Source organism: Dawidia cretensis (genome assembly GCF_018598175.1).
GTDB classification, from domain to species: Bacteria; Bacteroidota; Bacteroidia; order Cytophagales; family Cyclobacteriaceae; genus Ohtaekwangia; species Ohtaekwangia cretensis.
This window is the reverse complement of the sequence record NZ_JAHESE010000022.1, coordinates 1-20,127: the sequence shown is the minus strand read 5'-3', so window position 1 is coordinate 20,127 and position 20,127 is coordinate 1. Positions and strand designations below refer to the sequence as shown.

At 50.6% G+C, this 20,127-nt stretch carries 17 protein-coding genes and 4 tRNA genes; 20 read left to right on the top strand and 1 reads right to left on the bottom strand.

Annotated features, from left to right (window positions below; translation table 11 throughout):
- Positions 1-4: 4 nt before the first annotated feature.
- Entirely contained in the window at positions 5-1,048 is a 1,044-nt protein-coding gene (pdhA, locus tag KK062_RS19200; protein ID WP_254085961.1) for a pyruvate dehydrogenase (acetyl-transferring) E1 component subunit alpha, read from the bottom strand.
- A gap of 73 nt (positions 1,049-1,121) precedes the next feature.
- On the opposite strand from pdhA, the gene recF reads away from it, so the two are divergent.
- The 20 genes from recF to rpsJ all read left to right on the top strand — a co-directional run bounded on the left by recF (position 1,122) and on the right by rpsJ (position 19,998).
- The gene (gene recF / locus KK062_RS19195; RefSeq protein ID WP_254085960.1) at positions 1,122-2,216 is read left to right on the top strand and encodes a DNA replication/repair protein RecF; all 1,095 of its coding nucleotides are present in this window, start codon (positions 1,122-1,124) and stop codon (positions 2,214-2,216) included.
- A 19-nt stretch (positions 2,217-2,235) separates the two neighbouring features.
- Positions 2,236-2,544 carry a DciA family protein gene (locus tag KK062_RS19190; protein WP_254085959.1) on the top strand — a complete coding sequence of 103 codons (309 nt, stop codon included), beginning with the start codon at positions 2,236-2,238 and terminating at the stop codon, positions 2,542-2,544.
- A 168-nt stretch (positions 2,545-2,712) separates the two neighbouring features.
- A tRNA-Tyr gene (locus tag KK062_RS19185) sits at positions 2,713-2,795 on the top strand.
- 126 nt (positions 2,796-2,921) lie between these two features.
- Positions 2,922-2,994: transfer RNA gene (locus KK062_RS19180), tRNA-Gly, on the top strand.
- A gap of 72 nt (positions 2,995-3,066) precedes the next feature.
- Positions 3,067-3,138: transfer RNA gene (locus KK062_RS19175), tRNA-Thr, on the top strand.
- Positions 3,139-3,288: 150 nt separating this feature from the next.
- Positions 3,289-4,476: an elongation factor Tu gene (gene tuf, locus KK062_RS19170; protein WP_254085958.1), complete on the top strand. Its 1,188-nt coding sequence runs from the start codon at positions 3,289-3,291 to the stop codon at positions 4,474-4,476.
- A gap of 148 nt (positions 4,477-4,624) precedes the next feature.
- A tRNA-Trp gene (locus KK062_RS19165) sits at positions 4,625-4,697 on the top strand.
- A 61-nt stretch (positions 4,698-4,758) separates the two neighbouring features.
- On the top strand, positions 4,759-4,953 hold the full coding sequence (gene secE, locus KK062_RS19160) for a preprotein translocase subunit SecE (protein WP_254085957.1): 195 nt from the start codon (positions 4,759-4,761) through the stop codon (positions 4,951-4,953).
- Positions 4,954-4,962: 9 nt separating this feature from the next.
- Positions 4,963-5,520 (top strand): transcription termination/antitermination protein NusG, encoded by a 558-nt coding sequence (nusG, locus tag KK062_RS19155; RefSeq protein ID WP_254085956.1) that lies wholly within the window; start codon positions 4,963-4,965, stop codon positions 5,518-5,520.
- Positions 5,521-5,526: 6 nt separating this feature from the next.
- Complete coding sequence (gene rplK / locus KK062_RS19150; RefSeq protein ID WP_254085955.1) at positions 5,527-5,970, top strand: 50S ribosomal protein L11; 444 nt, start codon at positions 5,527-5,529, stop codon at positions 5,968-5,970.
- A gap of 8 nt (positions 5,971-5,978) precedes the next feature.
- A complete protein-coding gene (rplA, locus tag KK062_RS19145) occupies positions 5,979-6,677 on the top strand; it encodes a 50S ribosomal protein L1 (protein WP_254085954.1) in 699 nt (232 codons plus the stop codon).
- A 12-nt stretch (positions 6,678-6,689) separates the two neighbouring features.
- On the top strand, positions 6,690-7,226 hold the full coding sequence (gene rplJ / locus KK062_RS19140) for a 50S ribosomal protein L10 (protein ID WP_254085953.1): 537 nt from the start codon (positions 6,690-6,692) through the stop codon (positions 7,224-7,226).
- Between the two features lie 36 nt (positions 7,227-7,262).
- Positions 7,263-7,640, top strand: a complete 378-nt coding sequence (gene rplL / locus KK062_RS19135; protein ID WP_254085952.1) for a 50S ribosomal protein L7/L12 — start codon at positions 7,263-7,265, stop codon at positions 7,638-7,640.
- Positions 7,641-7,805: 165 nt separating this feature from the next.
- Entirely contained in the window at positions 7,806-11,678 is a 3,873-nt protein-coding gene (gene rpoB / locus KK062_RS19130) for a DNA-directed RNA polymerase subunit beta (RefSeq protein WP_254085951.1), read from the top strand.
- A 33-nt stretch (positions 11,679-11,711) separates the two neighbouring features.
- Complete coding sequence (gene rpoC, locus KK062_RS19125; protein WP_254085950.1) at positions 11,712-16,028, top strand: DNA-directed RNA polymerase subunit beta'; 4,317 nt, start codon at positions 11,712-11,714, stop codon at positions 16,026-16,028.
- An 83-nt stretch (positions 16,029-16,111) separates the two neighbouring features.
- Positions 16,112-16,447: a DUF3467 domain-containing protein gene (locus KK062_RS19120; protein ID WP_254085949.1), complete on the top strand. Its 336-nt coding sequence runs from the start codon at positions 16,112-16,114 to the stop codon at positions 16,445-16,447.
- Between the two features lie 173 nt (positions 16,448-16,620).
- On the top strand, positions 16,621-17,049 hold the full coding sequence (gene rpsL, locus KK062_RS19115; protein ID WP_254085948.1) for a 30S ribosomal protein S12: 429 nt from the start codon (positions 16,621-16,623) through the stop codon (positions 17,047-17,049).
- Positions 17,050-17,062: 13 nt separating this feature from the next.
- On the top strand, positions 17,063-17,530 hold the full coding sequence (gene rpsG, locus KK062_RS19110; RefSeq protein WP_254085947.1) for a 30S ribosomal protein S7: 468 nt from the start codon (positions 17,063-17,065) through the stop codon (positions 17,528-17,530).
- Positions 17,531-17,547: 17 nt separating this feature from the next.
- Entirely contained in the window at positions 17,548-19,662 is a 2,115-nt protein-coding gene (fusA, locus tag KK062_RS19105) for an elongation factor G (protein ID WP_254085946.1), read from the top strand.
- Between the two features lie 30 nt (positions 19,663-19,692).
- Positions 19,693-19,998, top strand: coding sequence for a 30S ribosomal protein S10 (rpsJ, locus tag KK062_RS19100; protein ID WP_079688288.1), 306 nt, complete (start codon positions 19,693-19,695; stop codon positions 19,996-19,998).
- Positions 19,999-20,127: the final 129 nt, after the last annotated feature.

Genomic DNA, 20,127 nt, shown 5'->3' with positions numbered 1-20,127 from the left:
GGACTTAGTCCATTACAAACGGGTAGTCCTGTTGTACGTAAACGTCGGTCAATGCTTCAGAAGGATCGGGGAAGTTCGATTCTTCCGCAAATTTCACGCTTTCTTCGACCGTTTGGACGATTTTGTTGTCGATGTCCTCCAGCTCTTTTTCGGTCGCCAGTTTCTTTTCCAGGATGGTGTTTCGTACTGCTTCAACCGGATCGCGCTGTTTGTATTGCTCTACCTCTTCTTTGCTGCGGTATTTCTGCGGGTCGGACATCGAGTGTCCTTTGTAGCGGTAGGTTCTGAATTCCAGCAGGGTAGGGCCTTCACCCGCGCGGGCGCGCTCGGCGGCGTTGGCTACTGCCACGTGTACGGCTTCTACGTCCATGGCATTGACCGGCTCGGCGGGCATGTCATAGGCTTCGGCCAGGGTATAGAGCTCGTGTACGTTGGAGGTACGCTCTACGGAAGTACCCATGGCGTAACCATTGTTTTCGATCACAAAAATGACGGGCAGTTTCCAGAGCATGGCCAGGTTGAGGGCCTCGTGGAAGGCACCCTGACGCACGGCGCCGTCGCCCATGTAGGTAATACACAGGTTGCCAGTCTTATTATATTTTTCGGCGAAGGCGATGCCGGCGCCCATGGGCACTTGCGCACCTACGATGCCGTGGCCGCCGATGAAACCAACAGATTTATCAAAAATGTGCATGGAACCGCCTTTACCTTTGGTTGTGCCGGTTTCCTTGCCATAAAGCTCGGCCATGATGGCCTTCGGTGCGGTGCCCAGCGCCAGGGGGTGGCCGTGGTCGCGGTAGGCGGTGATCCACTTATCGCCTTTTCTCAGCGCCGACGCGGCACCGGAGGCACAAGCTTCCTGACCAATATATAAGTGGCAAAATCCTTTGATCTTCTGCATGCCGTACAGCTGTCCTGCTTTCTCCTCGAACTTGCGCATGAGCTGCATGCTCTCATACCAGTACATGTAGGTCTCTTTCGAGAATTCTGTCTTTCCGCCCTTTTTTGCCGCGGCAGGCTCGCTTTTCGCTTTTGTTGTCGTAGCCATATCCCTATTTTTGATCCGAGTTGCGAAATTAACCCCCCAACGAACATTCGCCAAACTTTCCCGGCAATTCCTGATGTACCTCGCGAAACTTCATGTGCTGAATTTTAAGAATTACCCGGAATGCAACCTGGATTTTTCGCCCGCGGTGAATGTTTTTGTGGGCAAGAACGGCAGCGGCAAGACCAACCTGCTGGACGCCATTTACTCGCTTGCGTTTACCAAAAGTGCCTTTGCATCCTCTGACCAGCAGTGTATCCGTGCCGGGCAGGGCGCCTTTATGATAAAAGGTTTTTTTGAGAAGGAGGGCCGCGAGTACGAGCTGGTGAGCGCGGTGCAGGTGGGGGCCAAAAAGGTCTTTCGCGAGGACCAGCAGGACTACACCAGGCTGAGCGACCACATCGGCAAATATCCCGTTATTTTACTGGCACCCGACGACGTAGAACTGGTGCGGGAGAGCAGCGAAGAGCGGCGTAAGTTTTTTGATGGAATTATCGCGCAATTGGACAAGCGTTACCTGGAGGCATTGATGCAATACAACCAGGCGCTGAAACAACGCAACAGTTTGCTGCGCATGTTCCAGGAGCGCGGTACGGCAGACTGGGTGATGCTCGAATCGTACGACTATGTATTATTGCAGGCCGGACACGTGATCTTTACACAACGCGAAGCTTTTGCGGCCGAGTTCCTGCCGGTGTTTCAGAAGTATTACCGGTTTATTGTAGACGCCGTGGAGGAAACCGACCTGCAGTATGTGTCGAAACTGCACGAGACGGACTTCGCCAGTGGGCTGATGAAGAACCGGCAAAAAGATCTGGCGTTACAGCGTACCAGCTTTGGTATACATCGCGACGATTATCAGTTTACGCTGGGTGGCGGCGACTTGAAACGGTTGGGCTCGCAGGGGCAGCAAAAGTCGTTTGTCATCGCGTTGAAGCTGGCGCAGTACGAGGTCATGCTGCAGCACAAGGGATTTAAGCCTATATTATTATTGGATGATATTTTTGACAAGCTGGATGATTACCGGATCGCGCGGTTGTTGGAATTGGTAAAGGGCGATTTGGGGCAGTTGTTTATTACGGATGCGCGGCCCGACCGAACGGACGCGTTACTCAAGTCGATCGACATGGCGGCGCGGGTGTTTACGGTAGACCGTGGGGAGATCCGCTAACTTCTTTTACCTTTGTGGCATGTCAAAACGGCGAAAAGACGGCAAGGACGATATTCAATCGGTGGGCGAGGCCATCCGGAGTATGTTGAATTCGTACCAGCTGACGACCAAGTATGACGAGGCCACGCTGATTGACTCGTGGGAGCGGGTGGCGGGGCGGCCGATCGCGCGGCGCACGAAGAAACTGTACATTCGCAATAAAGTGTTGTTTGTAGAATTCGACTCGCCGACGATGCGTCATGATTTTTCGCTTTACCGTGAACAAGTGCTGGACATGTTCAAAAAAGAATTTGGTCCGGGGGTGATTACGGAGATTGTAGCCATGTAAACGTGTGGAACGGACAGGATGGGGCGGAAAAAATGATAAAGATTTGAGGAAATTTCTCGCAGAAGTTTTGAAAAAGTGTAAAAGCGTATAATTTTGCACTCCTGTTTTTGAAGGCCTCCTAAAAAGGACAAAAAAACAGGAATCGTTCTTATTGTTTATTGAAAGATTGGGGGAATACCAAAGCGGCCAACTGGGACAGACTGTAAATCTGTTGTCTTATGACTTCATAGGTTCGAATCCTATTTCCCCCACAGCGCCTACTTATGCTTTTCAGGTTAGGCAAAATAAGCCGATAGCAAAGCCTGCCGGCAGGCGGGGTGCTGGCGAGGACAACGGGAAGCATACCCGCCTTCGCTGAACATGTTCGGCGAAAGAATGCGGGAGTAGCTCAGTTGGTAGAGCGATAGCCTTCCAAGCTATAGGTCGCGGGTTCGAGCCTCGTCTCCCGCTCTTCGGAGCTGTTGTCCGTTAGACGTTTGCTGCAAGTTTTGCAGTTGACGGATAGCGTGTGACGGCTGTAATGCTGTTGTAGCTCAGTGGTAGAGCACTTCCTTGGTAAGGAAGAGGTCGTGAGTTCAATCCTCATCAACAGCTCTCTGGAAAGTGTTGATTTGTTCATTCGTTAATTAGTTGATTTGTTACGGAATCACTGAGTTAACCGATAGCCGATCAACGAATTGACATAGAACAGAACTTTAATAACTAACACTATTTACTTTAAAACTTTAACTGGGATTTTCAAATATGGCTAAAGAAACATTTGATCGTTCGAAACCCCACGTAAACGTGGGTACTATCGGTCACGTTGACCACGGTAAAACCACGCTGACAGCAGCAATTACAAAAGTGCTTGCGTCTAAAGGACTAGCTTCTATGCGTGACTTCTCTTCTATCGACAACGCTCCGGAAGAAAAAGAACGTGGTATCACTATCAATACTTCGCACGTGGAATATGCCACAGCGAACAGACACTACGCGCACGTTGATTGCCCTGGTCACGCCGACTATGTGAAGAACATGGTTACCGGTGCTGCTCAGATGGACGGTGCTATCCTCGTGGTGGCTGCTACAGACGGCCCTATGCCCCAGACTCGTGAGCACATCCTCCTGGCCCGTCAGGTAGGTGTACCTGCCCTGGTTGTATTCATGAACAAAGTCGATCTTGTTGACGACGAAGAATTGTTGGATCTGGTAGAGATGGAAGTTCGCGAACTGATGTCTGCTTACAGCTTCCCTGGCGATACAATGCCTGTAATCCGTGGCTCAGCATTGGGCGCGTTGAACGGCGAACCGAAATGGGTTGAGAAAGTTGAAGAGCTGATGAAGGCTGTGGATGAGCATATTCCCCTGCCTGTTCGTCTGATCGACAAAGACTTCCTGATGCCTGTAGAAGACGTGTTCTCGATCACTGGTCGTGGTACTGTTGCTACTGGTCGTATCGAGCGTGGTGTTATCAACACTGGTGACCCGGTTGAAATCCTGGGTATGGGTGCTGAAAACCTGAAATCTACGATCACAGGTGTGGAAATGTTCCGCAAGATCCTCGACAGAGGTGAAGCTGGTGACAACGTAGGTCTGCTGCTCCGCGGTATTGAAAAAGAGCAAATCCGTCGTGGTATGGTTATCTGTAAGCCTGGTTCGGTTAAGCCGCACGCTAAGTTCAAGGCTGAAGTGTACGTACTGTCGAAAGAAGAAGGTGGTCGTCACACACCATTCTTCAACAAATACCGTCCTCAGTTCTATTTCCGTACAACCGACGTTACAGGCGAGTGTAAGCTTCCTGCCGGTGTTGAAATGGTTATGCCTGGCGACAACATCTCGATTGAAGTTGAGCTGATCAACAAAATCGCGATGGAGAAAGGTCTCCGTTTCGCTATCCGTGAAGGTGGCCGTACGGTAGGATCCGGTCAGGTAACTGAGATCATCGACTAATCGTCTGATTATCAATAAGAAAGCGTTCTTGGAATAATTTTCAAGAACGCTTTTATTTTCCTGCCAATTCTTCTATTTTTGCAGTCCCTTTTTGGGCCGAGTGACATCGGTGTGGGGATCAGGTTGTTGGAGCAAGGGATTTAAATAAACGGGTGTAGCTCAATTGGTAGAGTAGTGGTCTCCAAAACCATTGGCTGGGAGTTCGAGTCTCTCCACCCGTGCTAGAATCGAGGTTTACAAGGGAAAAGCGGAAGCTTTTTCAGATACAAACGACAGAATCACATGGACAAGTTAAAAACCTATTTCGCAGAATCCTGGGACGAGATCAAGAACAAAGTAACTTGGTCGAAGTACAGTGAATTGCAAAGCAGTGCAATCCTGGTGCTGGTGGCATCGACACTTTTTGCACTGGTGATTGGTGCGATCGACTGGGTTTTCAAGACCGGTCTTCAGATCTATTACAAAGGCGAATTTTAAACAGAAACAATGGGCGAGCTGAAATGGTATGTTCTCAGGGTCGTCAGTGGCCAGGAAAAGAAGGTTAAATCTTACCTGGAGACTGAGATCGAGCGTTCCAAGCTGGCGGACTTTGTCCCCCAGGTGCTGATCCCTTCTGAAAAAGTATATGAAATGAGAAACGGAAAGAAGCGTGTTCGTGAGCGCAACTTTTTTCCGGGTTACGTGCTCGTTTCAGCAGATCTCTCGAATGGGGAGGCATATCACGCGGTGAACACAATTCCCGGTGTGATCGGTTTCCTCGGCAACAACGGCACCGGGGCTTCCAAGGATCCAGTATCTCTTCGTCAATCAGAGGTTAACCGGATTCTCGGTAAAGTTGAAGAGATTGACGAACTCGATGAAAAACTCGAGACACCATTTATCAAAGGTGAGTCCGTGAAAGTAATGGATGGTCCATTCAGCGGATTTACCGGGACAGTTGAGGAGATTTTTGAAGACAAGAAGAAGCTCAATGTAATGGTGAAAATTTTTGGCCGGAATACTCCGGTGGAATTAAGTTACATGCAGGTAGAAAAGCTAGAATAAGATAACATGGCAAAAGAGATTATTGGTTATCTGAAATTACAGGTAAAGGGCGGGGCAGCAAACCCGGCACCTCCGATTGGTCCTGCGTTGGGTTCCAAAGGTCTGAACATCATGGACTTTTGTAAGCAATTCAATGCTCGTACGCAAGACAAACCCGGACAAGTGCTTCCTGTTTTGATCAGCATTTACAACGACAAGTCGTTTGATTTTGTGATCAAGACTCCCCCCGCAGCGAACCTGATTTTGGACGCCGCAAAGAAGCAAAAAGGCTCTGCTGAGCCGAACCGCAACAAGGTGGGCTCTATTACCTGGGAACAGGTAAAGGCCATCGCAGAAACCAAAATGCCTGATCTCAATGCCTTCAAGGTTGAGTCGGCCATGAAAATGGTGGCAGGTACTGCTAGAAGCTTAGGTATTACGGTATCAGGAACTCCCCCGTGGGATAAATAATTAGGGCAATGGCGAAGATTTCAAAGAACAGAAAAGCAGTCCTTGCTAAAGTAGACCGGGAGAAGGAATTCTCTTTGGAAGATGCAGCAAAAGTTTTGAAGGAAATCACCTTTACAAAATTTGATGCGTCGGTTGATCTTGACATTCGCTTGGGTGTAGACCCGAAGAAGTCGGATCAAATGGTACGTGGCGTGGTGGCATTGCCCCACGGCATTGGTAAAGATGTTCGTGTATTGGTGCTTTGCACACCTGACAAAGTTCAGGATGCAAAAGACTCCGGCGCGGATCACGTAGGTCTGGATGACTATATCCAGAAGATTGAAGGTGGCTGGACAGATATCGATGTGATCATCTGTACTCCTACTGTCATGGCAAAGGTTGGTAAGCTGGGTAAAATACTCGGTCCAAGAGGCCTCATGCCAAATCCTAAATCAGGAACTGTTACGCTCGAAGTCGGGAAAGCCGTGAAAGAAGTAAAAGCGGGTAAGATCGACTTCAAAATTGATAAGCAAGGCATCATCCACGTCGGCATTGGCAGAGCTTCCTTCTCGGCGGATAAAATCCGGGACAATGCTGTGGAGATGATCAATGTTGTTGCCAAACTGAAACCGTCCTCTGCGAAAGGTGAGTACTTCAAAAGCATCACTATTTCGACTACTATGAGTCCGGGTCTGACGGTTGACAAAAACTCTATTGCTGGCATTTAAGCATCCAACGACATGACGAGAGAAGAAAAATCACAGATTATCGAGGAGCTTTCAGAGAAGTTTGCCAACAATGCCCACTTCTATATTACTGATGCAGGTGGTTTCACTGTCGCACAGATCAATAATTTTAGAAGACTGTGTTTCAAAAGCGGTATCGAATACAAAGTGTATAAAAACACGTTGATTCAGAAAGCGCTGGAGAAGCAAGAAGGCACTGACTACTCGCCCTTGTTCGGCGCACTCGCAGGTTTCTCAGGAGTAATGTTCTCCAAAGAAATCGGCAACCTGCCGGCCAAGATTATTAAAGAGTTTCGTCAGAAAATGGAAGGCAAGCCTGTTTTGAAAGCGGCTTCCATCAACTCCGACCTGTTTATCGGGGACGAGAACCTTACTACGCTAGTCGAATTGAAGTCGAAGAACGAGCTTATTGGCGACGTTATTGCAGCCCTGCAAGCACCTGCCAAGAACGTTATTTCGGCTCTTCAAAATGGCAGCAAGAACACCGTGGCCGGCCTGGTAAAAGCGCTGGAAGAACGCGGGAACAAATAATTTATTAACTCACTAGAATTCTTAAAACTTACAAAAATGGCTGATATTAAAGCAATCGGAGATCAACTCGTTGACCTCACCGTTAAAGAAGTTACCGAACTGGCTTCTTACCTGAAAGAAACCTATGGTATTGAACCTGCCGCTGCAGCTGTTGTAGCAGGTCCTGCTGCTGGTGGTGGTGGTGCCGCTGCTGCTGCTGAAAAAACTAACTTTGACGTGGTACTGAAGGCTGCTGGCCCTAACAAGCTTCAAATCGTGAAATTGGTGAAAGACCTGACGGGTCTTGGCCTGAAAGAAGCTAAAGACATGGTAGACGGCGCTCCGAAAACTATCAAAGAAGGCTTACCGAAGGACGAAGCAGAGAACCTGAAGAAGCAACTCGTTGAGGCTGGTGCCGAAGTTGAGCTGAAGTAATTCTTCTGCAGACGAAGAGTACCGTCTGAAAGCTTCGGTTAGACCCTGTGTCTTTCCCGACTCCGATAAAATCGGGGTCGGGATGGACAGGGTCTATTCCTGTTTGTACTCATTATTTCTTACTGTTCTCCGTCCGGGATCAAAGAACTTAAACGTTAAATCACCTTGGCAAAGAAGACAATTAACGGTAGAATCGACTTCTCAGGCATTGAGAAGATCCTCGAATACCCCGATTTTCTGGACCTTCAACTCCAGTCTTTCAAAGATTTCTTACAGATTGAAACGCCAGCCGAAAAAAGACAGAACGAAGGTCTTTATAAGGTTTTTGCAGAAAATTTCCCGATCAGCGATTCGCGTGAAAACTTCGTGCTGGAGTTTGTAGACTATACGATTGATCCGCCGAAGTACTCGGTTGACGAGTGCATTGACCGCGGATTGACATTCTCCGTACCCCTGAAGGCCAAGCTTCGCCTGACCTGTAACGACGAGGATAACGAAGATTTTGAAACCATTGAGCAAGAAGTGTTTCTCGGCAATATCCCGTATATGACCGAGAAGGGCTCGTTTGTGATCAATGGCGCCGAGCGTGTTATTGTATCGCAGCTGCACCGTTCACCCGGTGTATTCTTTGCGATGAGCAAGCACACGAACGGTACGAAACTGTACTCTGCCCGGATCATTCCGTTCAAAGGCTCGTGGATCGAGTTTGCGACCGACGTGAACGCGGTGATGTACGCATACATTGACCGGAAGAAAAAATTCCCAGTAACTACCCTGCTCCGCGCGATCGGGTATGGTTCGGATAAAGATATCCTCGACCTCTTCGGCCTGTCTGAAGAAGTGGAGGCCAACAAAAACACGCTGAAGAAAATTGTCGGCCGCAAGCTGGCAGCCCGGGTGCTGAAAACCTGGACGGAAGACTTCGTGGACGAAGATACCGGTGAAGTGGTGTCGATCGACCGTAACGAAGTGTTGCTGGAGCGTGACCATAGCATTGAGGCGGAAGATGTAGAGATCATCGTAGAGTCAGGCGTGAAATCGATCATCCTGCACCGCGACGATATCAACATCGCCGACTATAACATCATCTTCAACACGCTGGCAAAAGATACTTCCAACTCTGAGAAAGAGGCTGTGGAGTATATCTACCGCCAGTTGCGGAATACAGAAGCTCCGGATGAGCAAACTGCCCGTGATATCATCAACAGCTTGTTCTTTAGCGAGAAGCGTTATGACCTGGGTGAAGTAGGCCGTTACCGGATCAACAAAAAGCTTGGCCTGGACATCAGCTCTGACCAGCGCGTACTGACGAAAGAGGATATTATCCTGATCGTGAAGTACCTGATCGGTCTGATCAACTCCAAGGCGCTGATCGACGACATTGACCACTTGAGCAACCGCCGCGTACGTACAGTAGGCGAGCAGTTGTACTCACAGTTCGGTGTAGGTCTGGCGCGTATGGCCCGTACGATCAAAGAAAGAATGAACGTACGCGACAACGAAGACTTCAAACCGGTAGACCTGATCAACGCCCGTACACTGTCGTCGGTGATCAACTCGTTCTTCGGTACGAACCAGCTGTCGCAGTTCATGGACCAAACCAACCCGCTCGCCGAGATCACGCACAAGCGTCGGATGTCGGCACTCGGTCCCGGTGGTCTGTCGCGCGAACGCGCAGGCTTCGAAGTTCGAGACGTACACTATACGCACTATGGCCGTCTGTGTACGATCGAAACGCCGGAAGGTCCGAACATCGGTCTGATCTCGTCACTCTGCGTTCACGCCAAGGTGAACAAGATGGGCTTTATCGAGACCCCGTACCGCCGCGTAGAGGATGGTAAAGTAAAAGTAAAAGAGCCGGTTGTGTTCCTGACAGCCGAGGAAGAAGATACAAACTACATCGCCCAGGCGAAGATGCAACTGAAGCCGAACGGCGAGTTTGTAGACGAGAAGATGAAGGCGCGTTTCGAGGGTGACTTCCCGGTGATCGAGCCGAAGGAGCTGAAGTATATGGACATTGCGCCGAACCAGATTGTGTCGGTGGCGGCGTCGATGATTCCGTTCCTGGAGCACGACGATGCGAACCGTGCGCTGATGGGCTCGAACATGCAACGCCAGGCGGTGCCGCTGATGCGGCCGCAGGCGCCGATCGTGGGTACTGGTCTGGAAGGCCGTGTAGCCCTGGATTCGCGCGCGCTGGTATTGGCAGAAGGCGACGGCGTGGTGGACTTCGTCGATGCGAAGAAGATCACGATCAAATACGAAATTACCGAGGAGCAACGCCTGGTAAGCTTCGACAACGAATACCGCACGTACAACCTGATCAAGTTCAGAAGAACCAACCAGGATACGTGTATCAACCTGACCCCGCTGGTGTTCAAAGGCCAGAAGGTGGTAAAAGGCCAGCCGCTGTGCCAGGGATATGCTACCCAGAATGGCGAGCTTGCCCTGGGCCGCAACCTGCTGGTGGCGTACATGCCGTGGCAAGGTTACAACTTCGAGGATGCGATCGTAATCTCTGAGAAGGTGGTACAAGACGACGTGTATACGTCGATCCACATCGAAGAATTCGAGCTCGAAGTACGCGACACGAAGCGTGGTGAAGAAGAACTTACTTCTGAAATCCCGAACGTGAGCGAAGAAGCCGTGAAGAACCTCGACGAGAACGGTATCATCCGTATCGGTGCGGAAGTTCGCGAAGGCGACATCCTGATCGGTAAGATCACACCGAAAGGTGAGACCGACCCGACGCCGGAAGAAAAACTGCTCCGTGCGATCTTCGGTGACAAAGCCGGTGATGTGAAAGATGCTTCGATGAAGGCACCGCCGTCACTGAAGGGTGTTGTTATCGACACCAAACTCTTCTCTCGTCCGAAGCGCGACAAAGATGTACGCACGAAGTCGAAGAAGGAGCTGGATGCGCTGAAGAACAAATACAGCAAGCAGCTGGCTGATCTCCGCGAGGAAATGATCAAGAAGCTGTCGATACTGCTGAACGCTAAGACCAGCAACGGTGTGAAGCACAAGTTCGGTGATGAGTTGGTGAGCAAGGGTGTGAAATTCTCGACCAAGGTGATCGAGAACAACCTGTTTCCCGACAAGAACATCTACCGTGACGAAAGCAACTACAACGTTCCGGAAGAAGTGAACCTGATCTCTGACGTAAGCCTGGAGAACTGGACAAGCGAAGAGCACACCAACGAGCTGATCGGCCAGATGGTGAAGTTCTATATCATCAAGCGTAACACCTTCGCCGGCGAGTTTAAGCGCGAGCGCTTTACGCTGGAAGTGGGTGACGAGCTGCCGACGGGTATCGTACAACTTGCGAAAGTATACATTGCCAAGAAGCGTAAGCTGAAGGTAGGTGATAAGATGGCAGGTCGCCACGGTAACAAGGGTGTTGTGGCGCGTATCGTACGCGAGGAAGACATGCCGTTCCTGGAAGACGGTACACCGGTAGACATCTGTTTGAACCCGCTGGGCGTACCTTCGCGTATGAACCTGGGTCAGATCTACGAAACTGTACTGGCGTGGGCCGGTCTGAAGTTGGGCCGCAAGTATGCGACGCCGATTTTCGACGGTGCTTCGTTGGACGAGGTTCAAGCCGAGCTGAAAGAAGCGGGTCTGCCGCCATACGGTCGTACATACCTGTACGATGGTCTGACAGGCGACAAGTTCGACCAGCCGGTAACGGTAGGGGTGGCGTACATGCTGAAACTCGGTCACTTGGTGGACGATAAGATGCACGCACGTTCCATCGGGCCTTACTCGCTCATCACGCAGCAACCGCTGGGTGGTAAGGCGCAGTTCGGTGGCCAGCGTTTCGGGGAGATGGAAGTATGGGCGATCGAGGCCTTTGGTGCTTCGAACATCCTGCAGGAGATCCTGACCATCAAGTCCGACGACGTGATCGGCCGTGCGAAGGCGTACGAAGCGATTGTGAAGGGCGAGAACATGCGCAAACCCAATATTCCTGAGTCGTTCAACGTGTTGGTGCACGAGCTCAGAGGTTTGGCGCTTGAGATCACCATGGACTAATTAGGGTATATATTATAACTGAAAACTTACACTATGTCTTTCAGAAAGAATAAAAAGATCAACAACGACTTCTCCAAGATCACCATCAGCCTGGCGTCTCCGGAATCTATTCTGGAGAGCTCACATGGCGAGGTTACGCAACCGGAGACGATTAACTACCGGACCTACAAGCCCGAAATGGGCGGGTTGTTCTGCGAGCGGATCTTCGGCCCTGTAAAAGACTGGGAGTGTCATTGCGGAAAATATAAGCGTATACGCTATAAAGGCATCATTTGCGACCGTTGCGGTGTAGAAGTTACCGAGAAGAAGGTTCGTCGCGAGCGCATGGGCCATATCGAGTTGGTTGTACCGGTGGCACACATCTGGTATTTCCGCTCCCTGCCGAACAAGATCGGCTACCTGCTCGGCCTTCCTACAAAGAAGCTCGACCAGATCATTTACTACGAGCGTTACGTGGTGATCCAACCCGGTACCAAAGAAGAAGACGGTGTGAACCGCCTCGACTTCCTGACCGAAGAGGAGTACCTGGACATTATCGACAAACTGCCCCGCGAGAACCAACTGCTGGACGACAACGATCCGAAGAAGTTCATCGCGAGAATGGGTGCCGACGCGCTGGAAATGCTGCTGTCGCGTACACAACTGGACACGCTGTCGTACGACTTGCGCCACCAGGCTGCTACTGATACATCGCAGCAGCGTAAAGCTGAAGCGCTGAAGCGCCTCAAGGTGGTTGAAGCGTTCCGTGACGCGAAGACTCGTATTGAGAACAAGCCCGAGTGGATGGTGATTAAGATGGTGCCGGTGATTCCGCCGGAACTGCGTCCGCTCGTACCGCTGGATGGTGGCCGTTTTGCTACCTCCGATTTGAACGACCTGTATCGCCGTGTGATTATCCGGAACAACCGTCTGAAGCGTCTGATCGACATCAAGGCGCCGGAAGTGATCCTGCGTAACGAGAAGCGTATGTTGCAGGAGGCTGTCGACTCTCTGTTCGACAACTCACGCAAAGTAAACGCGGTGCGTTCAGATGGTAACCGTGCCCTGAAATCCCTCAGCGATATGCTGAAAGGTAAGCAAGGCCGTTTCCGTCAGAACTTGCTCGGTAAGCGTGTTGACTACTCGGGTCGTTCGGTTATCGTCGTAGGTCCTGAGCTGAAGCTGCACGAGTGCGGTCTGCCGAAGGATATGGCGGCGGAATTGTTCAAGCCATTTATCATTCGCAAGCTGATCGAAAGAGGTATTGTGAAGACGGTAAAGTCGGCCAAGAAGATCGTTGACCGCAAGGACCCGGTAATTTGGGATATCCTGGAAAACGTACTGAAGGGTCACCCCGTACTGCTGAACCGTGCCCCTACGCTGCACAGACTGGGTATCCAGGCCTTCCAGCCGAAGCTGATCGAAGGTAAGGCTATTCAGCTGCACCCGCTGGTGTGTACGGCCTTTAACGCCGACTTTGACGGTGACCAGATGGCGGTACACGTACCGCTTGGCCAGGAGGCTATCCTGGAAGCGTCGCTGCTTATGCTGTCGTCACACAACATTCTGAACCCTGCCAACGGCGCCCCTATTACGGTACCGTCGCAGGACATGGTGTTGGGTCTGTACTACCTGACCAAAGGTCGCAAGACCACGCCGGAGTATCCGATCAGAGGCGAAGGCAAACGTTACTACTCGGCTGCCGAAGTGGTGATTGCTTTCAACGAAGGTAAATTGTCGAAGCACGCCCTGATCAAGGTTCGTGCGACCGTAAAAGATAAGAAGACCGGTGAGCTGGAATACAAGATGATCGACACTGTCGCAGGACGGGTGATCTTCAACCAGTTCGTACCGGAGGAAGTTGGTTTCGTAGACGAGCTGCTGACGAAGAAAAAGCTGCAGACGATCATCTCCGACATCTACAAATACGCTGGCCAGTCGAAGACTGCGAAATTCCTGGATGATATCAAGGAACTCGGATTCCAGATGGCGTACAAAGGCGGTCTGTCGATGGGTCTGAACGACGTAAACGTACCGGCTGAGAAAGAAGTAATGGTGGCCAATGCCCAGGAAGAAGTTGATGCCGTATGGAACAACTACATGATGGGTCTGATCACTGACAACGAGCGTTACAACCAGGTAATCGATATCTGGACCCGTACAAACACGATGTTGACCAGCACGCTGATGAAGCAGCTGGAGGAAGATCAGCAAGGGTTCAACTCGATTTACATGATGATGCACTCCGGCGCACGGGGTTCACGCGAGCAGATCCGTCAGTTGGGCGGGATGCGCGGTCTGATGGCGAAGCCACAGAAGAACCTGGCTGGTTCCGTAGGCTCGATCATCGAGAACCCGATCCTTTCGAACTTCAAAGAAGGTCTGGACGTATTGGAGTACTTTATCTCGACGCACGGTGCGCGGAAAGGTCTGGCCGATACGGCGTTGAAGACGGCCGATGCCGGTTATCTGACACGTCGTCTCGTAGACGTAGCGCAAGATCTCGTAGTCTCTGAAGTAGACTGCGGTACACTGCGCGGTCTGAAAGTGACGGCACTGAAAGACAACGAAGATATCGTGGAGCCGCTGTCAGAGCGTATCCTGGGTCGTGTAACAGTACACGACATTTATGATCCGCTGACGGACGAGCTTGTATGCGGTGCGAACGAGGAGATCACCGACGAGATCGCCAAGCTGATTGAAGATACAAATATTGAAGAAGTTGAAATCCGCTCGCTGCTGACGTGCGAGTCGAAAGTGGGTGGCTGTGCGAAATGCTACGGCCGTAACCTGGCGACTGGTAAGATGGTACAAGCAGGTGAAGCTGTGGGTGTAATTGCTGCACAGTCCATCGGTGAGCCGGGTACTCAGCTGACACTGCGTACGTTCCACGTGGGTGGTACTGCGTCGAACATCGCTGTTGAAGCAAACATCAAGGCGAAGTTTACCGGTATCCTCGAGTTCGAAGGTGTGCGGGTGATCGATACTACCGACAACGACAACAACCCTGTGCAAGTGGTGATGGGCCGTACCGGTGAGATCCGGATCGTGGACAACGAGCGGACCCGTGTACTGATCACGAACCACGTGCCGTACGGTGCGTTCCTGAAAGTGAAAGACGGCCAGAAAGTTGAGAAGGGCGAGGAGCTTTGCTTCTGGGATCCTTACAACGCCGTGATCCTTTCGGAGTTCGACGGTATCATTGAATACGAATCCATCATTGAAGGCGTGACCTTCAAAGAGGAATCGGATGAGCAGACTGGTCACCGTGAGAAGGTAATTACCGAAACACGGGATAAGACCAAGAACCCTGCGGTCATGGTAAAAGGTAAAGCCGATACGAAGGGGTATAATATTCCAGTAGGCGCTCACTTAGCGGTAGACGCAGGTGAGAAGATCAAGGCTGGTACGGTACTGGCGAAGATCCCGCGTACGATGGGTAAATCGCGCGACATCACGGGTGGTCTGCCCCGCGTAACAGAATTGTTCGAAGCTCGTAACCCGTCGAACCCGGCGGTTGTGAGCGAGATCGACGGTGTTGTTACGTACGGTGGCATCAAGCGTGGTAACCGCGAGATCTTTATCGAGTCGCGTGATGGTGTTCAGAAGCGCTACCTGGTGCCGCTGTCGAAGCACATCCTGGTTCAGGACAATGACTTCGTGAAAGCTGGCCAACCGCTGTCTGACGGTTCTATTACGCCTTCGGACATCCTGTCGATCAAAGGTCCTACCGCGGTACAAGAGTACCTGGTGAACGAGATCCAGGAAGTATATCGTCTGCAAGGTGTGAAGATCAACGATAAGCACATCGAGGCGATTGTGAGCCAGATGATGCAGAAAGTGGAAATCCTCGATCCGGGTGATACTAACTTCCTGCCAGGCGAGTACGTTGACAAGCTGCAGTTCCGTGAAGACAACGACACGATTCTGGATAAGAAGGTGGTCGTGGATGCAGGTGATTCACCTACCATGAGACCAGGCCAGATCGTTACGGGACGTGAATTCCGCGACGAGAACTCGGTGCTGCGCCGTAAAGACCTGAAGCTGGTAGAAGTACGCGACGCTCTGGCGGCCGTATCAAGACCGACGCTGCAAGGTATTACTCAGGCGTCTTTGAAAACTGAAAGCTGGCTATCGGCGGCATCCTTCCAGGAAACGACGAAGGTGTTGAGCGAAGCAGCGATCCGTGGCAAGACCGACTGGTTGAACGGTTTGAAAGAGAACGTTATCGTAGGGCACCTGATCCCTGCCGGTACGGGTCAACGCAAGTTCCTCGACATGATCGTTACCCACAAAGACGAGTACGATTCATCCGCGTTGAATGCGCCGGAGCGTACAACTCGGGACCGCGAAAAGGAGCTTCAGGACTAATTACGATGTATTAAAATGACTATAAATCGTGCGGATGTGCAGCCTTCGGGTGCCATCCGCACTTTTTTTACTTGTGAGCATTTATGGCAGAAGACAAGAACAAACAGCAGCCGGGGCAACAGCAAGGTCAGATCAACATTGAGCTGACGGAGGAGATCGCGGAGGGAATTTATTCGAACCTGGCAATGATTGCGCACTCGAACAGCGAGTTCGTGATCGATTTTATCCGGTTGATGCCGGGGGTGCCGAAAGCGAAGGTGAAGTCACGGATCGTGATCACACCGGAGCATGCCAAGCGTCTGTTACAGGCGTTAAACGACAACATAGACAAGTACGAAGCGAGCTTCGGACCGATTAAGCGTACGGATGATATGCCCAAGTTTCCCATGAATTTTGGGGGTGCAGTGGGTGAAGCCTGAGAAATCGGGGGTCTTAGTACGTTAAGAATTCTTTAAATCGGCTGTTGGGATACGTATTTGTCTCATTATTAGGCCATCTTGCGCAAAAATATTGCGATGGGGCTTTGCAAGGAATCTTTGTTTAGGTACCTTTGCAGTCCAAAATTTTGAAAGGTTTCTAAAAAGAAATATAAATGCCTACCATTCAACAACTTGTAAGAAAAGGACGTAAGACACTGGAATTCAAGTCCAAGTCGCCTGCCCTTGACTCTTGCCCTCAAAAAAGAGGCGTATGTACACGTGTGTACACAACAACTCCTAAAAAGCCTAATTCCGCGATGCGTAAGGTTGCCCGGGTTCGCCTGGTGAGCGGCAAAGAGGTAAATGCTTACATTATGGGTGAAGGCCACAACCTCCAGGAGCACTCGATCGTGCTGATCCGTGGTGGTCGTGTGAAAGATCTTCCCGGTGTTCGTTACCACATCGTTCGTGGTGCATTGGATACTGCGGGTGTAAACGGCCGTAAGCAGAGCCGTTCGAAATACGGAGCAAAACGTCCTAAGCCAGGAGCAGCAGCGCCTGCCGGAAAAGGTGCACCAGCAGCAAAGGGTAAGAAAAAATAATCGGATTTAAGCCATGAGAAAGTCAAAACCTAAAAAGAGATATCTTCTGCCCGATCCTAAGTTCAGCGATCCGCTGGTAACTAAGTTCGTGAACTACCTGATGGAGCAAGGCAAGAAAAGCACAGCATACACCATCTTCTACGATGCCGTAGCACAAGTTGAGAAGAAAACCAACGAAGCTGGTATCGAAGTATGGAAACGTGCGATGAACAACCTGATGCCAGGTGTTGAGGTAAAGAGCCGCCGTGTAGGGGGTGCTACCTTCCAGGTACCGGTTGAGATTCGTCCTGAGCGTAAGATCAACCTGAGCATTAAATGGCTGATCGACTACTCACGTATGCGTGGTGAGAAGACCATGATGGATAAGCTGGCGGCTGAGATCATTGCGGCTTCCAAAGGTGAAGGTGCTGCTATGAAGAAGAAGGACGACACGCACCGCATGGCTGAAGCCAACAAGGCATTTTCACATTTCAGATTCTAATTTAGAGGAACCAGGTAATGTCTAGAGACTTAAAATATACCAGAAACATTGGTATCGCGGCACACATCGATGCAGGTAAGACTACCACGACGGAGCGTATTCTGTACTATGCCGGTGTGAACCACAAGATCGGCGAAGTGCACGAAGGTGCTGCGACGATGGACTGGATGGCGCAGGAGCAGGAGAGAGGGATTACCATTACATCTGCCGCCACTACCGTATTCTGGGATTACAGAAGTAACAAATACAACGTTAACATCATCGATACACCAGGTCACGTGGACTTTACCGTAGAGGTAAACCGTTCCCTGCGCGTATTGGATGGTCTGGTGTTTTTGTTTAGCGCGGTGGATGGTGTAGAGCCTCAATCCGAGACTAACTGGCGCCTGGCTGATAACTATAAAGTAGCGCGTATCGGTTTCGTCAATAAGATGGACCGTGCCGGCTCTGACTTCCTGGGCGTTTGCAAGCAAGTAAAAGAGAAACTGGGAAGCAATGCAGTGGCCCTGCAGTTGCCGATCGGTGCTGAAGAGAACTTCCGCGGTGTTGTTGATTTGATCAACAACCGTGGTATCGTTTGGAATGAGTCGGACAAAGGTATGACGTACCAAGTCGTACCGATTCCTGACGACATGAAAGATGAGGTTCTCGAATATCGTGAGAAGCTCCTGGAAGCTGTCGCCGACTTCGACGAGACGCTGATGGAGAAATTCTTCGAAAACCCTGATTCAATTTCTGAAGCCGAAATTCTGACGGCCCTTCGCAAGGCTACGATCGCGATGAAAGTCGTGCCGATGGTATGCGGATCGTCTTTCAAGAACAAAGGCGTTCAGACTATGCTGGATTATGTGATGGAACTTCTTCCTTCTCCGATGGATAAGGACGATATCATCGCCCACAATCCTGATACGGATCAAGAAGTTATTATCCGCCCGGATGCCAACGAGCCTTTCGCTGCGCTTGCATTCAAAATCGCTACTGACCCATTCGTAGGACGTCTTTGCTTCGTACGCGCTTACTCTGGCGTACTGGAGTCCGGCTCTTACGTATACAATACACGTTCTGAAAGCAAAGAGCGTATCTCCCGCGTATTCCAGATGCACGCTAACAAGCAAAATCAGATCGAACGTCTGGTAGCTGGTGACATCGGTGCGGTAGTAGGCTTTAAAGATATTAAGACTGGTGATACGCTTTGCGACGAAAAACGCAAAGTAGTGCTTGAATCAATGGTGTTCCCTGAGCCTGTAATCGGCTACGCGATCGAACCGAAGAAACAAGCTGACGTAGACAAGCTGGGTATGGCGATTGCCAAACTGGTGGAAGAAGATCCTACGTTGCGTGTTAACACCGACCAGGAGACAGGCCAAACCATCCTTCGCGGTATGGGTGAGCTTCACCTGGAAATTATCATCGACCGTCTGCGTCGCGAATTCAAAGTAGAGATCAACCAGGGTGCTCCCCAGGTGGCCTACAAAGAAGCGCTTACCAAGTCGATCGAACACAAGGAAGTTTACAAGAAGCAGACCGGTGGTCGTGGTAAGTTTGCCGATATCGTATTCGAGATCGGGCCCCGCGTACTCGAGGAAGGCGACAAGGAAGGACTGGAGTTTGTGAACGATATCGTAGGTGGTGTGATCCCCCGCGAATTCATTCAGCCGGTTCAGAAAGGTTTTGAAAGTGCGATGTCTAACGGGCCTCTTGCCGGATACCCTATCGATTCCATGAAGGTGCGTCTGTTCCACGGTTCATACCATGACGTTGACTCCGACTCACTGTCGTTCGAGCTTGCTGCTCGTATTGGCTTCAAAGAAGCGGCTGCAAAATGCGGTCCTCAACTGCTCGAGCCGATCATGTCGGTAGAAGTACTGAGCCCGGATGAATACACTGGTTCTGTGACAGGTGACTTGAACAGAAGACGCGGTGTGATGAAGGGTATGGACAGCCGTGGTGGCGCCCAGGTTATCAAGGCTGATGTGCCTTTGAAAGAGCTCTTCGGTTATATTACCGACCTGCGCACACTGACATCAGGCCGTGCATCAGCTTCGCTGACATTTGCACACTATGCTCCTGTTCCGAAGAACCTTGCAGACAAAGTAATTGAAGAATTGAAAGGCGTTAAAGCCGGTAAATAATCAACATCTAAAAGGCGTTTAGATAAACCTATGAATCAAAAAATTAGAATTAAACTGAAGTCTTACGATCACAATCTCGTGGACAAGTCTTCCGAGAAAATCGTAAGAGCTGTTAAGGCAACCGGTGCTGTGGTGAGCGGTCCTATTCCGCTGCCGACTGAAAAAGAGAAGTTTACCGTATTGCGCTCTCCTCACGTTAACAAGAAGTCTCGTGAGCAGTTCCAACTGTGTACTTACAAGCGCCTGGTGGATATCTATTCCAACAGTGCCAAGACAGTAGACGCTCTGATGAAGCTTGAGCTTCCCAGCGGTGTTGATGTTGAGATCAAGGTGTAGTTATTTGCTACAAGCGATATTGAAAGAGCCATCCTTTACGGGATGGCTTTTTTTTGTGTGCGCCCGGCATGGGCGCGAACTCTAGGGTGTAAGTCCCGAACGCACCTTGATAGTGGGAAGCGTTAACCT

Coding starts and splice junctions, on each gene's coding strand:
- rplL (WP_254085952.1), top strand. CDS start 7,263: ATGGCTGATATTAAAGCAATCGGAGATCAACTCGTTGACCTCACCGTT.
- rpoC (WP_254085950.1), top strand. CDS start 11,712: ATGTCTTTCAGAAAGAATAAAAAGATCAACAACGACTTCTCCAAGATC.
- fusA (WP_254085946.1), top strand. CDS start 17,548: ATGTCTAGAGACTTAAAATATACCAGAAACATTGGTATCGCGGCACAC.
- rpsG (WP_254085947.1), top strand. CDS start 17,063: ATGAGAAAGTCAAAACCTAAAAAGAGATATCTTCTGCCCGATCCTAAG.
- rplA (WP_254085954.1), top strand. CDS start 5,979: ATGGCGAAGATTTCAAAGAACAGAAAAGCAGTCCTTGCTAAAGTAGAC.
- rplK (WP_254085955.1), top strand. CDS start 5,527: ATGGCAAAAGAGATTATTGGTTATCTGAAATTACAGGTAAAGGGCGGG.
- rplJ (WP_254085953.1), top strand. CDS start 6,690: ATGACGAGAGAAGAAAAATCACAGATTATCGAGGAGCTTTCAGAGAAG.
- recF (WP_254085960.1), top strand. CDS start 1,122: ATGTACCTCGCGAAACTTCATGTGCTGAATTTTAAGAATTACCCGGAA.
- rpsL (WP_254085948.1), top strand. CDS start 16,621: ATGCCTACCATTCAACAACTTGTAAGAAAAGGACGTAAGACACTGGAA.
- rpsJ (WP_079688288.1), top strand. CDS start 19,693: ATGAATCAAAAAATTAGAATTAAACTGAAGTCTTACGATCACAATCTC.
- nusG (WP_254085956.1), top strand. CDS start 4,963: ATGGGCGAGCTGAAATGGTATGTTCTCAGGGTCGTCAGTGGCCAGGAA.
- tuf (WP_254085958.1), top strand. CDS start 3,289: ATGGCTAAAGAAACATTTGATCGTTCGAAACCCCACGTAAACGTGGGT.
- KK062_RS19120 (WP_254085949.1), top strand. CDS start 16,112: ATGGCAGAAGACAAGAACAAACAGCAGCCGGGGCAACAGCAAGGTCAG.
- secE (WP_254085957.1), top strand. CDS start 4,759: ATGGACAAGTTAAAAACCTATTTCGCAGAATCCTGGGACGAGATCAAG.
- KK062_RS19190 (WP_254085959.1), top strand. CDS start 2,236: ATGTCAAAACGGCGAAAAGACGGCAAGGACGATATTCAATCGGTGGGC.
- pdhA (WP_254085961.1), bottom strand. CDS start 1,048: ATGGCTACGACAACAAAAGCGAAAAGCGAGCCTGCCGCGGCAAAAAAG.